At 45.7% G+C, this 13770-nt stretch carries 19 protein-coding genes; 9 read left to right on the plus strand and 10 right to left on the minus strand.

All coding sequences use genetic code 11. The annotated features are described in order from the left end of the window. The first annotated feature begins 18 nt into the window (after positions 1-18). From DXE27_RS09520 to DXE27_RS09980, 3 genes are read left to right on the plus strand one after another with little or no spacing between them, the layout of a single operon-like run. Positions 19-597, plus strand: a complete 579-nt coding sequence (locus tag DXE27_RS09520; RefSeq protein WP_231969598.1) for a hypothetical protein — start codon at positions 19-21, stop codon at positions 595-597. Further along, positions 557-1900 (plus strand): TRAP transporter permease, encoded by a 1344-nt coding sequence (locus tag DXE27_RS01195; protein ID WP_231969599.1) that lies wholly within the window; start codon positions 557-559, stop codon positions 1898-1900. Before DXE27_RS09520 ends, DXE27_RS01195 begins: the two co-directional genes overlap by 41 nt. Next, positions 1876-2004, plus strand: coding sequence for a hypothetical protein (locus DXE27_RS09980; protein WP_269459792.1), 129 nt, complete (start codon positions 1876-1878; stop codon positions 2002-2004). Before DXE27_RS01195 ends, DXE27_RS09980 begins: the two co-directional genes overlap by 25 nt. 114 nt (positions 2005-2118) lie before the next feature. Here DXE27_RS09980 and DXE27_RS01200 read toward each other — a convergent pair whose 3' ends face one another. After that, entirely contained in the window at positions 2119-3252 is a 1134-nt protein-coding gene (locus tag DXE27_RS01200) for a mandelate racemase/muconate lactonizing enzyme family protein (RefSeq protein WP_128112580.1), read from the minus strand. A 60-nt stretch (positions 3253-3312) separates the two neighbouring features. Between DXE27_RS01200 and DXE27_RS09015 the strand changes: the two genes are divergently transcribed. The 3 genes from DXE27_RS09015 to DXE27_RS01210 all read left to right on the plus strand — a co-directional run bounded on the left by DXE27_RS09015 (position 3313) and on the right by DXE27_RS01210 (position 5791). Then, positions 3313-3903, plus strand: coding sequence for a 3-hydroxyacyl-CoA dehydrogenase family protein (locus DXE27_RS09015; protein WP_197712274.1), 591 nt, complete (start codon positions 3313-3315; stop codon positions 3901-3903). 23 nt (positions 3904-3926) lie between these two features. Then, positions 3927-4283, plus strand: coding sequence for a 3-hydroxyacyl-CoA dehydrogenase family protein (locus tag DXE27_RS09020; RefSeq protein ID WP_197712275.1), 357 nt, complete (start codon positions 3927-3929; stop codon positions 4281-4283). Between the two features lie 65 nt (positions 4284-4348). Next, the gene (locus DXE27_RS01210) at positions 4349-5791 is read left to right on the plus strand and encodes a M23 family metallopeptidase (RefSeq protein WP_172457096.1); all 1443 of its coding nucleotides are present in this window, start codon (positions 4349-4351) and stop codon (positions 5789-5791) included. 74 nt (positions 5792-5865) lie between these two features. Here the strand turns inward: DXE27_RS01210 and DXE27_RS09985 are convergent, their stop codons facing one another. Further along, entirely contained in the window at positions 5866-6147 is a 282-nt protein-coding gene (locus DXE27_RS09985; RefSeq protein WP_269459793.1) for a universal stress protein, read from the minus strand. Continuing rightward, positions 6086-6307 (minus strand): universal stress protein, encoded by a 222-nt coding sequence (locus DXE27_RS09990; RefSeq protein ID WP_269459794.1) that lies wholly within the window; start codon positions 6305-6307, stop codon positions 6086-6088. The genes DXE27_RS09985 and DXE27_RS09990 overlap by 62 nt, the downstream gene beginning before the upstream one ends. A 103-nt stretch (positions 6308-6410) precedes the next feature. Here DXE27_RS09990 and DXE27_RS01220 point away from each other — a divergent pair, with 103 nt between their 5' ends. Beyond that, positions 6411-6818 (plus strand): DUF2177 family protein, encoded by a 408-nt coding sequence (locus DXE27_RS01220; RefSeq protein ID WP_128112581.1) that lies wholly within the window; start codon positions 6411-6413, stop codon positions 6816-6818. Between the two features lie 24 nt (positions 6819-6842). Then, positions 6843-8471, plus strand: coding sequence for a SulP family inorganic anion transporter (locus DXE27_RS01225; RefSeq protein WP_128112582.1), 1629 nt, complete (start codon positions 6843-6845; stop codon positions 8469-8471). Between the two features lie 10 nt (positions 8472-8481). On the opposite strand, the gene DXE27_RS01230 is transcribed toward DXE27_RS01225, so the two are convergent. Further along, a complete protein-coding gene (locus tag DXE27_RS01230) occupies positions 8482-9201 on the minus strand; it encodes a sulfite exporter TauE/SafE family protein (protein WP_128112583.1) in 720 nt (239 codons plus the stop codon). Between the two features lie 77 nt (positions 9202-9278). Here DXE27_RS01230 and DXE27_RS01235 point away from each other — a divergent pair, with 77 nt between their 5' ends. Beyond that, entirely contained in the window at positions 9279-10028 is a 750-nt protein-coding gene (locus DXE27_RS01235) for a helix-turn-helix domain-containing protein (protein WP_128112584.1), read from the plus strand. An 18-nt stretch (positions 10029-10046) separates the two neighbouring features. On the opposite strand, the gene DXE27_RS01240 is transcribed toward DXE27_RS01235, so the two are convergent. Genes DXE27_RS01240 through ccoO form a run of 6 tightly spaced genes read right to left on the minus strand, consistent with a single transcriptional unit; the run spans position 10047 to position 13767 of the window. Beyond that, complete coding sequence (locus tag DXE27_RS01240) at positions 10047-10307, minus strand: hypothetical protein (RefSeq protein ID WP_128112585.1); 261 nt, start codon at positions 10305-10307, stop codon at positions 10047-10049. Continuing rightward, the gene (locus DXE27_RS01245; RefSeq protein WP_128112586.1) at positions 10304-10507 is read right to left on the minus strand and encodes a FixH family protein; all 204 of its coding nucleotides are present in this window, start codon (positions 10505-10507) and stop codon (positions 10304-10306) included. Before DXE27_RS01245 ends, DXE27_RS01240 begins: the two co-directional genes overlap by 4 nt. A gap of 26 nt (positions 10508-10533) precedes the next feature. Continuing rightward, complete coding sequence (gene ccoG, locus DXE27_RS01250; protein ID WP_128112587.1) at positions 10534-11991, minus strand: cytochrome c oxidase accessory protein CcoG; 1458 nt, start codon at positions 11989-11991, stop codon at positions 10534-10536. Between the two features lie 3 nt (positions 11992-11994). Further along, positions 11995-12918 carry a cytochrome-c oxidase, cbb3-type subunit III gene (gene ccoP / locus DXE27_RS01255; protein WP_128112588.1) on the minus strand — a complete coding sequence of 308 codons (924 nt, stop codon included), beginning with the start codon at positions 12916-12918 and terminating at the stop codon, positions 11995-11997. Further along, positions 12915-13082 (minus strand): cbb3-type cytochrome oxidase subunit 3, encoded by a 168-nt coding sequence (locus DXE27_RS01260; protein WP_128112589.1) that lies wholly within the window; start codon positions 13080-13082, stop codon positions 12915-12917. The genes ccoP and DXE27_RS01260 overlap by 4 nt, the downstream gene beginning before the upstream one ends. 34 nt (positions 13083-13116) lie before the next feature. After that, complete coding sequence (gene ccoO / locus DXE27_RS01265; protein ID WP_128112590.1) at positions 13117-13767, minus strand: cytochrome-c oxidase, cbb3-type subunit II; 651 nt, start codon at positions 13765-13767, stop codon at positions 13117-13119. Between the last annotated feature and the right edge of the window lie 3 nt (positions 13768-13770).

Below are 13770 nucleotides of genomic sequence, written 5' to 3' on the forward strand. Positions count from 1 at the left end.
AAATAAGTAGGTTGAGACATGAATCAGAACGCTATCGACAATGAAACCCAAGAAAAACTAGACGCCTTCATTAAGCAGGAGGAAGGTGACTCTAATGACTACAAAGGTCTTCTAGCTAAGTTCATCACGCTGGTCGCGGTAGGCATGTCTTTATTTCACCTCTATGCCGCTTACTCGATTGTCCCAACACAACAACTTCGAGTCATTCACGTCGCTTTAGTGCTCTTTTTAGTTTTCCTCAGCTTTCCGATTGCTGCACGCTTTAAAAATCGCCTCATGATTTGGGATGTTCTATTTGCCATTGGCTCGGTAGCCATTGCTTACTACATCCTTAGTGGTGGCGATGATTTTGCCGATAGAAATACTGCACCCAATTCAACTGACGTACTTGTTGGAATCGGCCTAATCCTACTAATTCTTGAAAGTGTCAGAAGAACCAATGGAATGGTGCTGGTTACTGTCACTGTATTGTTTTTACTCTACGCACTTTTTGACAACTATCTACCTGCCCCTTGGACACACAAAGGCTATGGTCTTGATCGCTTAGTGGGTTTATATGTACATGACCCTCGAAGGAATTTACGGGACCGCAGTTGACGTCTCTGCGACCTTGATTATTCTGTTCACTATCTTTGGCGCTTTTTTGCAATTTACTGGTGCGGGTAAATTTTTTATCGACTTTTCATTTGCGGCTATGGGCGGTAAGTCCTCTGGCGTAGGCAGAACCATTGTGATGTCCTCCTTCCTATTGGGCGGCCCATCTGGATCAGGCGTGGCCACAACAGTAACTGTAGGTTCTGTGGCTGCTCCGATGTTAGATAAGGTTGGTTACGAAAAGAATGCGGCTGGAGGCCTCTTGGCTGCCGGGGGATTGGGCGCGATTATTTCTCCGCCAGTGCTTGGCGCAGCAGCATTCTTGATTGCGGACTTCCTCAAGATTTCGTATTTAGATGTCTTGCTCATGGCAACTATTCCAACGATCCTCTTCTATCTTGGCTTATTTGTGATGGTTGAAATTGACGTACGCAAATATGGCATGAAGAACATTCATTTCGAATCTGCTGAATCTGCGTGGCAGCTCGCCAAAAAATACTGGTTCCATTTTTTCTCACTCATCTCAATCGTGGTATTTATGTTGATGGGCTTTTCACCAGTCATGTCCGTGTTCTGGGCGACAGTTGTTTCTGCTCTCTCGAGCATGCTTAGAGAAGATACCGCCATCATTCCATGGGCATGGTTCAAGGGTAAAGAGCCAATTCTGTCTGGCCTCTATAACTCCAACCTGACTAAAGCACTAGCTTCGGGCTCTACTGGCGTTCTGGCAATTGCTGCTACTTGCGCAGGCGCAGGCGCAGGCGCAGGCTTAATTGTGATTCAGTATGCGGGTGGCTCACTTTTATTAACGACTATATTTACTACGCTAGTAGTTTGGGTCGTTGGACTGGCAGTTCCGGTCACTGCGTCTTACATTATTTGCGCAGTGATAGCAGCGCCCGCCTTAATCAATTTGGGTGTCCCAGCCCCAGCATTTGCTGCCCACATGTTCATCTTTTACTATGCAGTGCTATCTGAAGTATCGCCTCCGACTGCATTATCTCCTTTTGCAGCTGCTGCAATTTGCAAAGGTAACCCCTATAAAACGACATTGCAAACCTGGAAGTATGTTGCGCCTGCAATCTTGGTGCCATTCATGTTTGTTTTAGATAAGTCTGGCGTCAGCCTGTTGTTGATGGGCTCAACTACTGCATTAGAGCAAGCTGATTGGGCGCAAATTGGCTGGGTATCCTTTACTGCCGTAGTAGGAATTATTTGCCTGGCAGGCGGTTTACAAGGCTGGTTCATTGAGAAGACCAAGAGGTCTTTGAGCGCATTCTCATGGTTGTCTCAGGCGTTGCTTTAGCTTACCCATCTACCGAGGCTGACTTAGTTGGCTTCATCGGCTTTGGTTTGGTGCTTGTTACCCAGTCTATGACTTACCTCAAACCCAATCGTAAACCCTCGTGAGCCTTTGAGTGCTGACTTTTTAACTCCTTGCCACAATCAATAAAGCCCGCTAATGCGGGCTTTATTCTTTATTGCTTATGAGTCCATTGCATATTGCAATGCTCGGACCATCAATTATGCAATCTTGGTCCATGCAGCTTTGCCAGCATGCTTTTTAACAGCAGCTTCGTCGAACTCAAACCCTAAACCTGGAGTCTTATGCAAAATGAGATCGCCATTCTTAAAGGTGAGCTGCTTATTAATTAATCTACGGAAGTTGAGCACTTGATCATCCAAGAAGAACTCAACAAAGCGAGCATTTGGGGTTGCTGCAACCAAAGGCGCATGCAGATCATGCATCCAATGAGGGCATACCGTCACACCCTTTAAATCTGCATACGCAGAAATACGACGCCACTCAGTAATACCACCACAGACCGCAGCGTCAGACTGTAATATTGCCGCGCCGCCAGCATCAATCAACTCCCTAAAGCGCCAACGCCCCGCTTCCATCTCGCCAGTAGCTACGTTGATCTTCGTTTGACGCGCTAATGCAGCATGTAAATCAATTGCGTCTGGAGAGAAAGGTTCCTCAATCCAATATGGGTTGTAAGCCTCAAAGCGGCGCACGTATTCCAATGCAGTGGGCAAATCACGCCAAGCGTTATTTGCGTCTAAGGTGAGTAACACATCGTCGCCAACCGCCTTACGGGCCGCCTTTACACGCGCCTCTTCCTCTGCTGGAGATAGACGCCCAACTTTCATCTTAACCGCCTTAAACCCCTGCTTTACGTAGGACTCCATTTCCTTGCCTAGCTTGGCCGGAGTTTTACCTTCTAAGTAATAGCCACCACTTGCATAAGCAGGCACTCGATCGTCCACAACTGAGCCTAAATACTGATGCAATGGCAAGCCCACAGAACGCGCATTCAAATCCCATAAAGCAGTATCCAGAATTGAAATGCCGCGCATCACAGCGCCAGCACGCCCTTGCAAGATAGATTCGTTATACATCTCCATCCATAGGCCTTCGCTGCGATGACTATTTTGCCCAATTAGTTTTGGAGCAAGCAATTGCTCCACTGCGATTTTGGCAATATCGCCACCGGCGCTACCTACATAACAAAAGCCGATACCCTCATTGCCATCTTTACCGCGCACCCTCACCAAGCAGTAGTGACGCTCAGAAACAGTACGTGTTGAGAATGAGGTGACCTTATCCAAAGGCACCGCAACAGAGGCAACTTGTATAGATTCAATAATGGGCATCAGAACTCCTTATTCAAAAAAATATTGTATCGATAAATTTAATTGGAGGTACGAGCGTAGATGATGAATAATGAAGATCATCCATTACTAAAGCACGGGCAAATCATGAGCAAAGTAGTTGTTATAGGCTCCGGAACTATGGGCATCGGAATTGCCGCAGGATTTCTAGCCTGTGGGGCTAATACGGTTCTTTTAGGGTGTGATTCAGCAAAAGTGATGGCTACGCTTAGCGACATCGAATCTTGCGCAGACTCCATTGATGCAGATTGGCGCAATCGAGGCGGGAGATTACAAGGTGCCAATATAAAAGAATGGGATGATTGGGCTGACACCGATTTTGTAATTGAGACTGTTTCAGAGCGCATTGAACTAAAGAAAGAAATCTTCGCCGACCTCGACCAAAGAGTGCCCCCACATATTCCAATTGCTAGCAACAGTTCGGGCTTTCCAATTAGCGATATTGCGGGCAGTCTACCTACCGCAAATCGCATGTTTAATGTCCATTACTTTATGCCTGCGCATATCGTTCCTTTAGTTGAGATCGTGCTTGGCCAATACTCAAGCCCAGAGATGGCAAATCAACTTTGTGCGTTTTTTCGAGCTCATGGCAAAAAACCAGTGCTTGTAAAAAAGATATTCCCGGGTTTTTAGCCAACCGAATACAGCATGCCCTAATGCGCGAAGCGCTATCGCTTGTACAAGATGGCGTTGCTACGCCGGAGGATATCGATACTGCTGTGCGTTATAGCTTTGGATTTCGCTATGCCGCTGTGGGACCTATGACGCAAAAAGAAATATCTGGATGGGAGGGCATGACTTTGGCTGCAGAAGCGATTTATCCGTCCCTATCCAATATCACCGCACCCCCGGCCTGCGTTACCGATCTCGCAAAAAGTGGCAAAACTGGCATTGCTAAAGGGGCAGGCTTTCGCAACTGGCCCCCTTCTGAAGCTGCTAAAGTAAAAAAGAATTACGAAACAAGACTCAAGGCGGCATTTGAAGTTCTCAAAGTCGCTCCAGACGACGAATAACCTCAATTTGCTGCAGGACAGCATAATTATCCAAGGGCACACCCACATTATTAGATAATTACAGGGTGAATAAAAATGTAACTCGCCACTCCTTCCTATCCAAAGGAGTGCTCATATTGACGGGCTGGGCCTTCCTCGCTTTAACACCAGGGCTAAGTAGCCTCGCCATCGCCCAAAATAAACAAACACAAAAAACCACGCCAGCCCGTAGCAAGGCTGTAGTTCAAAACCAAAAATCGATTGGCTTTAAAGACAGTTCTGCCGGCGGATCGAAGCGCACTAACAGCATGAGCCTTAACCCCGAGCTCTTCCAAAGAAAAAATCCGAATGAGCTTGATCTCGATAGCGCTGGTAATTTAGATTACCGAGCAATTCAGGGCTGCTTGAGGCGCAATTTCAATGAGGATAATTTGCCTTCTAGTATTGGAATTGATAACTCCCAGTTTTCTGATTTTTTTAAGAGTCAGACAAAAGCATTTTTTGATCGGATGCGCGGAGATTGCATCCCTTACGCTGCAGCATTTGGCAGTCGCAATCGTTTTGACTCCCTCAGCATTATGAATGGACCAATACAAGATGCCAAAACTGAAGTATGGACATTTACACCATCAGCAGTTGGTGGATTTTTAATTCAGCAAGATTATTTAAAAAGCGAATCCAAGAATTTAACTGAGCTACGCATTCCATTAAAAGATGTTTTATACGACCCACGTAAAGTGGGCGATATATTGCCTGTAGAACTTGTTTGGGAGTTGAACGCGCTCATCAAACAAATCTACCCTGAAGAAAACAACTCGTTAGAAAACACCAACAGCGTGGTTCGCTTGATTGTGGATTTCGGTGATCGCGAAAGATGGGCTCAAATTTGGGCTACTGAAATTCTGGACCCTAGCAGCAAAGAGGTTTATGTAAGCGCATTTTGGTTAGAACGTAGCGATATACCAGGGGGATTCTTCACGGGCAGCGGTGAATCGCTTGAGCGCTCCTTCTGGACCAATCCACTGAGTTATCGACGCATTTCCCGTGGTGTAGGCATGGTGCGAGCCTCATCTAAACGCAGCAAAGCGTCTGCACCTGTAGCCCAAGCAGCACCAACAAAACAACGCTATCGCGCACATATGGGCATTGATTACTCTGCACCTATCGGCACCCCAATCTTTAGTGTCGCCAATGGCAGAGTGGCACACATTGGATATAGCGGCGCATTTGGAAATCTCATCGTCTTGGAGCACCCAGGAAACTATCACACCTACTATGCTCACTTAAGCAACTACAACGTGGAGCTAGGAGTAGGTAACGAAGTTCGTCGTGGACTAGAAATTGGTTATGTAGGATCAACCGGTAGATCGACCGGACCACATTTACATTTTGAATTAAGAAAAAATGGAATCTACGTTGATCCCTATGGATCTAAAACTCAACTCGATTTATGGTCCATGCGAGATAACGAAAGCGGTCAACTGACTCGAGAAATTCTTTTGCTAGGTAGCCCAATTAAACATAATTAAGAAGGCATAAATATTTATAGATGAAGAAATAAAAAAGGGTCCAACTGGACCCTTTTGCTTGCACAGTTGGAATATTAACCCAGAACTAATACAGGTAATTTTGAGTGCACGATAACTTCATGCGTCTCGCTGCCCAACAAAATCTCTTTGATGCCAGTGCGCTTATGGGATGCCATCACGATGACATCCGCTTTTGCATTCTTAGCGCCATCCAAAATACCTTCTGACAAATTAGAATTCGCAATATGCAATGTTTTGGCTTTTACAGCTGCGCCAAGTGCAACAGCTGCTTTTTTAAAGACGTCTTTCGCATAAGCCTCGCATACTTTTTTTATGGTCTTTTTGCGAAATACCATAACCCATTGTGCTATCTGAATACATTATTGGCGGCAGTGGATCGGAAACATATACCAAAGTCACAGCAGCGCCATTAGCCTTAGCAAGTTCAGCAACTTTCTTTAAGGATTTTTTACTTACGTCTGAGCCGTCTACGGGCACTAATAAATGCTTAAACATATCTACTCCCTTTAAATTGAACTACTGATCTTTGAACTACTGATCTACTCTTTCCATCATAATGCTTATTATTGGCCTATAAAAGCAGAAAAGGGTAACTTAATTGCTCAAGTATTTAGCTGTCTATCTCTCCTTTCTCATCGCGCTCATCGCGATTGATTTAGTGTGGCTACTAGGACTCGCCAAAAACCTCTACCGAGATCAAATGGGCGATCTCATGGCTAGTGAACCCAAACTGATTGCTGGCCTAGCCTTCTATTTAATTTACACCTTAGGAGCTTGCATTTTCGTGATCGTGCCAGCCCTATCGAAACAATCTTGGATATATGCGCTGCAATATGGCGCTCTCTTTGGCCTATTTTGCTACATGACCTATGATCTAACTAATCTAGCTGTCATCAGAAACTTCCCAGCTCAGCTTGCCTTTGTGGATATCGCCTGGGGAAGCTCTGTAACCGCCTTATGCGCCGTAATTGCCTACTGGGTTGGCAAACCCGGTTTTCATAAATGATTTGAGTCTTCACACACCCTCACCATGCTTTTCCACCCTAAAATCCTCGACTCCTTTGCTGGCTATAACCGCACCTTACTAACCAAGGATGTGCTGGCAGGATTAACTGTGGGTGTAGTGGCCCTTCCTTTGGCAATGGCCTTTGCAATTGCCAGCGGGTTAAAGCCCGAGGCAGGCATCTTTACGGCCATTATTGCTGGAGGTCTGATCTCCCTGCTTGGTGGTAGCCGCGTGCAAATTGGTGGACCAGCTGGTGCATTTATTGTGATTGTGTATGGCATTGTGGAGCGCTACGGAGTCCCCAACTTACTTCTAGCCACTGCAATGTCAGGCGTCCTGCTTTTTATGATGGGAGTGTTTCGCCTAGGAACGTTAGTACGCTTTATTCCAATTGCAGTCATTATTGGATTTACTAATGGCATAGCTTTTTTGATTGGCTTATCTCAAATCAAAGACTTCTTCGGCCTGAGCATTGAAAAAATGCCGGCCCAATTTTTTCCAGCTGTCCAAACGTTATATCAAGCAGCAAATACATTTAATCCAATAGCCCTAGGCGTTGCTATCGGCAGCCTGACCTTCATTATTGTCTGGAAGTTATTTCAAAAGCGTCTGGGTTGGTTAAGCCATCTGCCTGGCACTGTAGTTGCCATGGTTTCCGCAACAATTGTTGCCAGCCTCTTGAACTTACCAGTAGAGACTATCGGAAGCCGTTTCGGAGGTATCCCCTCAAGCCTTCCTTCATTTGAATGGATACCAATTAGCTGGGACAGCGCCCAATATATGCTCATGCCAGCATTAACCTTGGCTCTACTTGGCGCTATTGAATCACTGTTATGTGCCCGCATCGCCGATGGATTGACGCATGAGCGTCACGAATCAAATCAAGAGTTGATGGCACAAGGCATTTCGAACTTAACAACACCTTTCTTTGGCGGTATGCCCGCAACAGGAACTATCGCGAGAACCGTAACGAATATTGAAAGCGGCGCTACAACCCCTATTTCAGGAATAGTTCATGCGTTGACTTTGCTCATGATTATTTTGTTTGCAGCACCGTTGGCAAAAGACATTCCTTTGGCTAGCCTTGCTGCAATTCTGATGTACGTTGCCTGGAATATGGGTGAATGGAAAAAGTTTATTGACCTCAAGCAGTTCCGTCTTCCTTATCGAATTACCATCCTGAGCGTTTTTTTCCTTACGGTGATTTTAGATCTCACAACCGCTGTTGAAGTAGGTCTATTGCTAGCGTTTATCACTTTTATTTACCGTATTTCTAGCCTATCACGCTGTGAATCAGCAGATACCAAAGATTTTCCAACACTCAACCATCTTCAGGGCCGCGTTGATGCTTACCGAATTTACGGGGCAATCTTTTTTGGCGCCGTAAAGCTGCTAGAGAAAATTGAAGAGAACCTGCCAACACAAACCTTGTTGCTGGATCTAAAGAATGTGATTTATATCGACACCTCGGGCATGGATACGATCATGGAGCTTGCTCATCTATGCAAGATTCGCAACATTAAATTAATCATCTGCGGCCTAGACCATCAACCGCTTGAGATGGTCCAACGGAGTGATTTCTTAAAATCTTTGCCGGCAGATTGTTTTTATCCTGATCTGATTTCCGGAATAAAAGCCGCAACCCAATCTTAAATTTCAGAATTTAAGAAATACAAAAGCCGCCTTCTAACAAGGCTTCAGGCAAAACCCAGGCACGATACAAACCAAAGCCGCCTGCAGCAAATAAAAGAGATGCAGCCAGATATCTCACCCACACATACTGGCCGAACTGAGTTAGTGCCGCTGAAAATTTAGAGATCAGCAGTAAGTTTGGGAGCGTGCCCAAACCAAATACCAACATCAATGCTGCGCCCGTTAGAGCATCGCCCGAAAGAAACGCGAGTGGCAAAACACTGTAGACCAAACCGCAGGGCACTAAACCCCAAAGCATCCCATTAAACCAACGGGAAGGCCCGCTGGCGATGCGGCCTAAATATTTAGCCCAGTAGCCTGCTATTTTTGTACCTAGCCACCTACCTCCAACCAAGCCCCCTGATTGCCCAACCCTTAACAACCGAATCCCCATCAGAATCAAGATCAATGAAGTAAAGGCAAACAAAGGCCGCTGAATTGGCAGGATACTTTGCTGCCAGACCACCACGCCCACCCAAGCGGCCAAAGCGCCCAGCAAGACATAGGTTGTCACACGCCCCAAGTGCATGATGAGCTGCAGGTAAAAAAGCTCTGATTTGCTTCTCAAAGGGGTTTCTAGGGCGCTGGGCCGCTCGACCGCAGCCGCAATCCCACCGCACATCAAGGCGCAGTGCCAACCGCTTACTAGGGCGCCTAGAAAGACGGCTAAAAGAAGACTAGAAGTTAACATCTTCTATCGAAATTAAGGGTAAATAAGGGAGATTCATCATCCGTATAGAATAAACTGACTGCATAATTAGCTACAAGATGAATTACAAGCCTACCGACACCCCAACCAGCAAATGCTCAGTTTGTGTACTGGGTCAGTTTTGCCTCCCGGTAGGTCTTAGCTCCAGCGACGTTTCCAAAGTAGACGCCTTGGTTAAAAAACGTGTCCACCTTCAAAAAGGGGAAAGCCTCTATCGTCATGGCGACCCCTTAAGCTCTGTATATAGCGTGCGCTTTGGAACACTCAAAACTGAATACTGCCTCCAAGACGGTCGTCAACAAGTAATTGGCTTTCATCTGCCTGGAGAGATTTTGGGTCTTGACGGCATTGGCGATGGCCACTATCAATCCGATGCAATTGCTTTAGAAGAAAGCGAAGTCTGCATTATTCGATACGATGCTTTTGAAGACTTAGCGCGTCAGATCCCTGTGTTGCAAAACCAGTTCCACAAGATCATGAGTCGGGAGCTCACCCAAGATCAATGTCACCTACTTTCACTTGGCACCATGCGTGCTGAAGAAAGATTGGCAGCATTCTTACTTAGCCTCTCACAACGCTTAGCAGCAAGAGGTTATTTGAATAATGAATTTGATTTACGCATGAGTCGCGTAGAGATCGGTAGCTACTTAGGTATTCAGATTGAAACTGTGAGTCGCATGCTTTCGCGCTTTGCTGAGTCCGGCCTAATCCAAATCAAACAACGTCACATCAAACTCATTGATATGAATGGACTCTATGAGCTAGCAGGCATCCCAAACCCCGATAGAACAAGGGTGCGTCAGCGCTGATATCCCGGTAAAACACGCTTAAATTAAGCCGCGATCAATCTCTTTACTGTCTGGAAATTCAATACCAGGCAAGATGTAAGCAGTCAAAGCGCTAGAGATCGCACAAAACGTCCAGATTGCAAAAAATCCGATGGTATAAATTCCCTCATCGGAAATTTCAGGGTGATGTCCAAAAAATAACAAATCTTGTGGATGGATCACGGTAAATAGCAAACCCTCTGCCATACCAGCCACCAAAAACGATGGCCATAGGATCCAGATCAATAGACGGTACTTCATTTTGTGGCCTGCGCATCTTTCAACTGCTCGACTTTTAAGCCCTGCTTCACAACGCCGTCGCGCAATGGCTTATCTGCGTAAAGATTAATTGCCAAATAAATAGTGATGATGCAGCCAATCATTGCCACTGCAGGGCCGCTAATTAATAGCCAAGGCCACAGTTGTTTAAACCAAGGTTTAATAATCTGATTTTCTGTCATATGCATCCTCTCCATTGCTTATTAGCTTAACGGGGAATAATAAAGCTAGATTTTTCATCACGCTTCCTGGTAATTAAATCATTGCCTGACATCTCGTGAGCAACTACATCAAAATAAATTGGGTAGTTACCAGGCGCATTCGCACCAATATCAGCACTCACCTTAATTGGCATCAGTAGATTGCTAGCTGGGCTCACTTCAATCTCAGTTACAACTTGGCCTTGAGAGTTGAGCACCTTCAAACCATCTAAACCAAGGGCTTTTACTTGCACGTTCATATTATTTTCAGATGCATTCATGATCTGAATGCGGTAAATATTCTCAATGCGGACACCCTCTACTTCGCGCGCTAAAGCACCGCGATCTCGCATGACATCAACGCGCAATGGATTTCGAGTAGCCAGCGAAACCAGGAAAGCGCTTGTTAGCACTGTAATAAAGGCAATATAGATCAATACGCGCGGACGCAAAATATGGCGAATAGCGCTTTGGTTTGATTCGCGATCCTCGATCGCTCTCTCAGTTGTATAGCGAATTAACCCTTTTGGATAATCCACCTTCTCCATCACTTGATCGCATGCATCAATACAGGCACCACAGCCAATACACATGTATTGCAAGCCATCACGAATATCAATACCAGTTGGGCAAACCTGTACACAAATACTGCAGTCAACGCAGTCGCCTAAACCTAGAGATTCATGATCAGCAGATTTACTGCGACTACCTCTTGGCTCACCACGCACTTTGTCATAGGTAACTAAGAAAGTATCTTTATCAACCATCACGCTCTGGAAGCGTGCATAGGGGCACATATATTTACAAACCTGCTCACGCATAAAACCTGCATTACCCCAAGTCGCGAAGCTATAGAAGCAAAGCCAGAAAGTCTGCCAAGGGCCTAGGGCGAGATGAATTAATGCGGAACCTAATGTCGTAATTGGGGTGAAATAGCCGATAAAGGTAAAGCCAGTCCAGAACGCAATCAATAGCCAAAGGAAATGTTTGGTTATCTTAAGGCGCCATTTTCTAAAACCCCAGGGCCACTCCTCACCATCCAAACGAATGCGGGCAAAGCGATCACCCTCAACCTTGCGCTCGATCCACATAAAGATCTCGGTATAAACCGTTTGCGGGCAAGCGTAACCACAGAAAAGACGTCCGGCAATGGCGGTAAATAGAAATAGCGCTAAAGCCGAAAGAATTAGAAGAAGCGTGAGGTAAATAATGTCTTGCGGCCACAAGACAATGCCGAAGATATAAAACTTACGCTGAATTAAATCGAAGAGAACGGCCTGACGACCATTCCAGCTAATCCATGGCAATCCATAAAATAAAAGCTGGGTAGCAAACACTAAGATGAAGCGCCAGCGAGCAAAGAGCCCTGATACTGAGCGTGGGTAAATCTTTCGCCGGACCTCGTAAAGAGACTCCTCAATAACTTCTATCGGAACAGGTTTCCCACCCGGCGAATTACTTGCCACTGCTTACTTAGTTGCTGGCTGCTTGTTATTAGACAAGCCCCAAACATACGCTGTTAATAACTGTATCTTTTCAGGGCTCAATACCTTGTCTTGAGCAGGCATCATAGCCATACGGCCCCTGGTAACAGTTTCAACAATAGTTGCCTCTGAACCACCGTATAACCAAGTCTTATCAGTTAGGTTTGGCGCGCCCAAGGCGATATTGCCTTTACCATCAGCGCCATGACAAGCCGCACAGTTCGCCTTAAATACTTCAGCGCCACGCGCTACCTTGATGTCGTCCGCTGGCAAACCAGATAAGCTACGAACATAGTTGGCAACATCGACAATTTGTTTGCTATCTAACTGCGGGAATGGAGGCATTACACCGCCACGGCCATTCACAATAGTTGTCTTAATATTTTCTGGTGAACCACCATAGAGCCAGTCACCATCAGTCAAATTCGGGAAGCCTTTTGCACCACCAGCATCAGAGCCATGGCATTGTGCACAAGAGTTCAAGAACAAACGCTGACCCATTTCACGTGCTTTAGGATCGGCAGCCACTTGCTCAATGTCCATCTTCACATACTTAGCGTAGACAGGCTTTAATTCGTCATTAGCTGTAGTCATAGACTTCATCAAAGAACCATCGGTGCTGTAGCCTAATACACCAGGGAAGGAGCCCAGCCCAGGGAACAGAACTAAATAAACCAATCCAAATATGCAGGACAACAAGAACATCCACATCCACCAGCGTGGCAATGGATTATTCAATTCGCGCAAATCACCGTCCCAAACATGGCCAGTATCCGCAACTGCGCCATCGGCCGTATGCAATACCTTAGCTTTACGCTGCGAAAATAACAGCCAAATACACCAAACAATACCGACTAATGAAACTAAGGCGATATAGGCGCTCCAACCGCTGCTAAAAAAGTCACTCATGATTTGTCCTTACTAAATTCATCCGGAAGATCAAATGGAAGCTCTGCTGATTCCTGGTTTGCCTGTTTTCTACCAGGCGACCATGCCCACCAAACAATTCCTACAAAAAATATGATGCCAATTACTGTAGAAAATGCCGAGAGATAAGGTGTGAGCTGTTCCACTTGATTTATATCGCTCTAATTAAAGTCCTGGTCTTTACTTGGCTACTACTTCATCAACAATGATGTAGCGACGAGAAATTCCTAAGCCCTGAAGATATGCGATCAAGGCATCTTCTTCGGTCTTGCCCTCTAGCTCTTTAGGTGCATTTGCAATCATTTCCTCGGTATAAGGAACACCTAATCGAGTCATCGCAATCATATGAGATTGAATTGAAGAGGCATCAGCCGCATTCTTTTGCAACCAAGGGTATCCAGGCATATTTGACTCAGGAACCACATCACGCGGATTACGCAAATGGATACGATGCCAATCATCAGAATAGCGAGCACCAACGCGAGCTAAATCTGGACCTGTGCGCTTACTACCCCATAAGAACGGGTGATCAAACACAGACTCGCCGGCCAAAGAATAAGGGCCATAACGTTCAACCTCTGAACGCAATGTACGAATCTGCTGTGAATGACAGCCAACGCAACCTTCGCGTTGATAGATATCACGACCAGCTAAACGCAAGGCTGTGTATGGAACTACGCCTGGGCTAGGCTCAGTTGTAGTGTGCTGAAAAAAGAGTGGAACAATTTGGACTAAACCTGCAATCGATACAACCACAATCGTCGCAATGATTAACCAACCAGCGTTTTTTTCCAATGTTCCATGGGAAAAGAATTTATTTTCGCTAGACACTTT

This window comes from Polynucleobacter necessarius (assembly GCF_900096755.1).
GTDB classification, from domain to species: Bacteria; Pseudomonadota; Gammaproteobacteria; order Burkholderiales; family Burkholderiaceae; genus Polynucleobacter; species Polynucleobacter necessarius_K.

Bases quoted from the DNA above. Each gene is read 5' to 3' on its own strand.
- DXE27_RS09520 (WP_231969598.1), top strand. From the start codon at position 19: ATGAATCAGAACGCTATCGACAATGAAACCCAAGAAAAACTAGACGCC.
- DXE27_RS01195 (WP_231969599.1), top strand. From the start codon at position 557: ATGTACATGACCCTCGAAGGAATTTACGGGACCGCAGTTGACGTCTCT.
- DXE27_RS09980 (WP_269459792.1), top strand. From the start codon at position 1,876: ATGGTTGTCTCAGGCGTTGCTTTAGCTTACCCATCTACCGAGGCTGAC.
- DXE27_RS01200 (WP_128112580.1), bottom strand. From the start codon at position 3,252: ATGCCCATTATTGAATCTATACAAGTTGCCTCTGTTGCGGTGCCTTTG.
- DXE27_RS09015 (WP_197712274.1), top strand. From the start codon at position 3,313: ATGATGAATAATGAAGATCATCCATTACTAAAGCACGGGCAAATCATG.
- DXE27_RS09020 (WP_197712275.1), top strand. From the start codon at position 3,927: ATGCGCGAAGCGCTATCGCTTGTACAAGATGGCGTTGCTACGCCGGAG.
- DXE27_RS09985 (WP_269459793.1), bottom strand. From the start codon at position 6,147: ATGGTATTTCGCAAAAAGACCATAAAAAAAGTATGCGAGGCTTATGCG.
- DXE27_RS09990 (WP_269459794.1), bottom strand. From the start codon at position 6,307: ATGTTTAAGCATTTATTAGTGCCCGTAGACGGCTCAGACGTAAGTAAA.
- DXE27_RS01225 (WP_128112582.1), top strand. From the start codon at position 6,843: ATGCTTTTCCACCCTAAAATCCTCGACTCCTTTGCTGGCTATAACCGC.
- DXE27_RS01230 (WP_128112583.1), bottom strand. From the start codon at position 9,201: ATGTTAACTTCTAGTCTTCTTTTAGCCGTCTTTCTAGGCGCCCTAGTA.
- DXE27_RS01235 (WP_128112584.1), top strand. From the start codon at position 9,279: ATGAATTACAAGCCTACCGACACCCCAACCAGCAAATGCTCAGTTTGT.
- DXE27_RS01240 (WP_128112585.1), bottom strand. From the start codon at position 10,307: ATGAAGTACCGTCTATTGATCTGGATCCTATGGCCATCGTTTTTGGTG.
- DXE27_RS01245 (WP_128112586.1), bottom strand. From the start codon at position 10,507: ATGACAGAAAATCAGATTATTAAACCTTGGTTTAAACAACTGTGGCCT.
- ccoP (WP_128112588.1), bottom strand. From the start codon at position 12,918: ATGAGTGACTTTTTTAGCAGCGGTTGGAGCGCCTATATCGCCTTAGTT.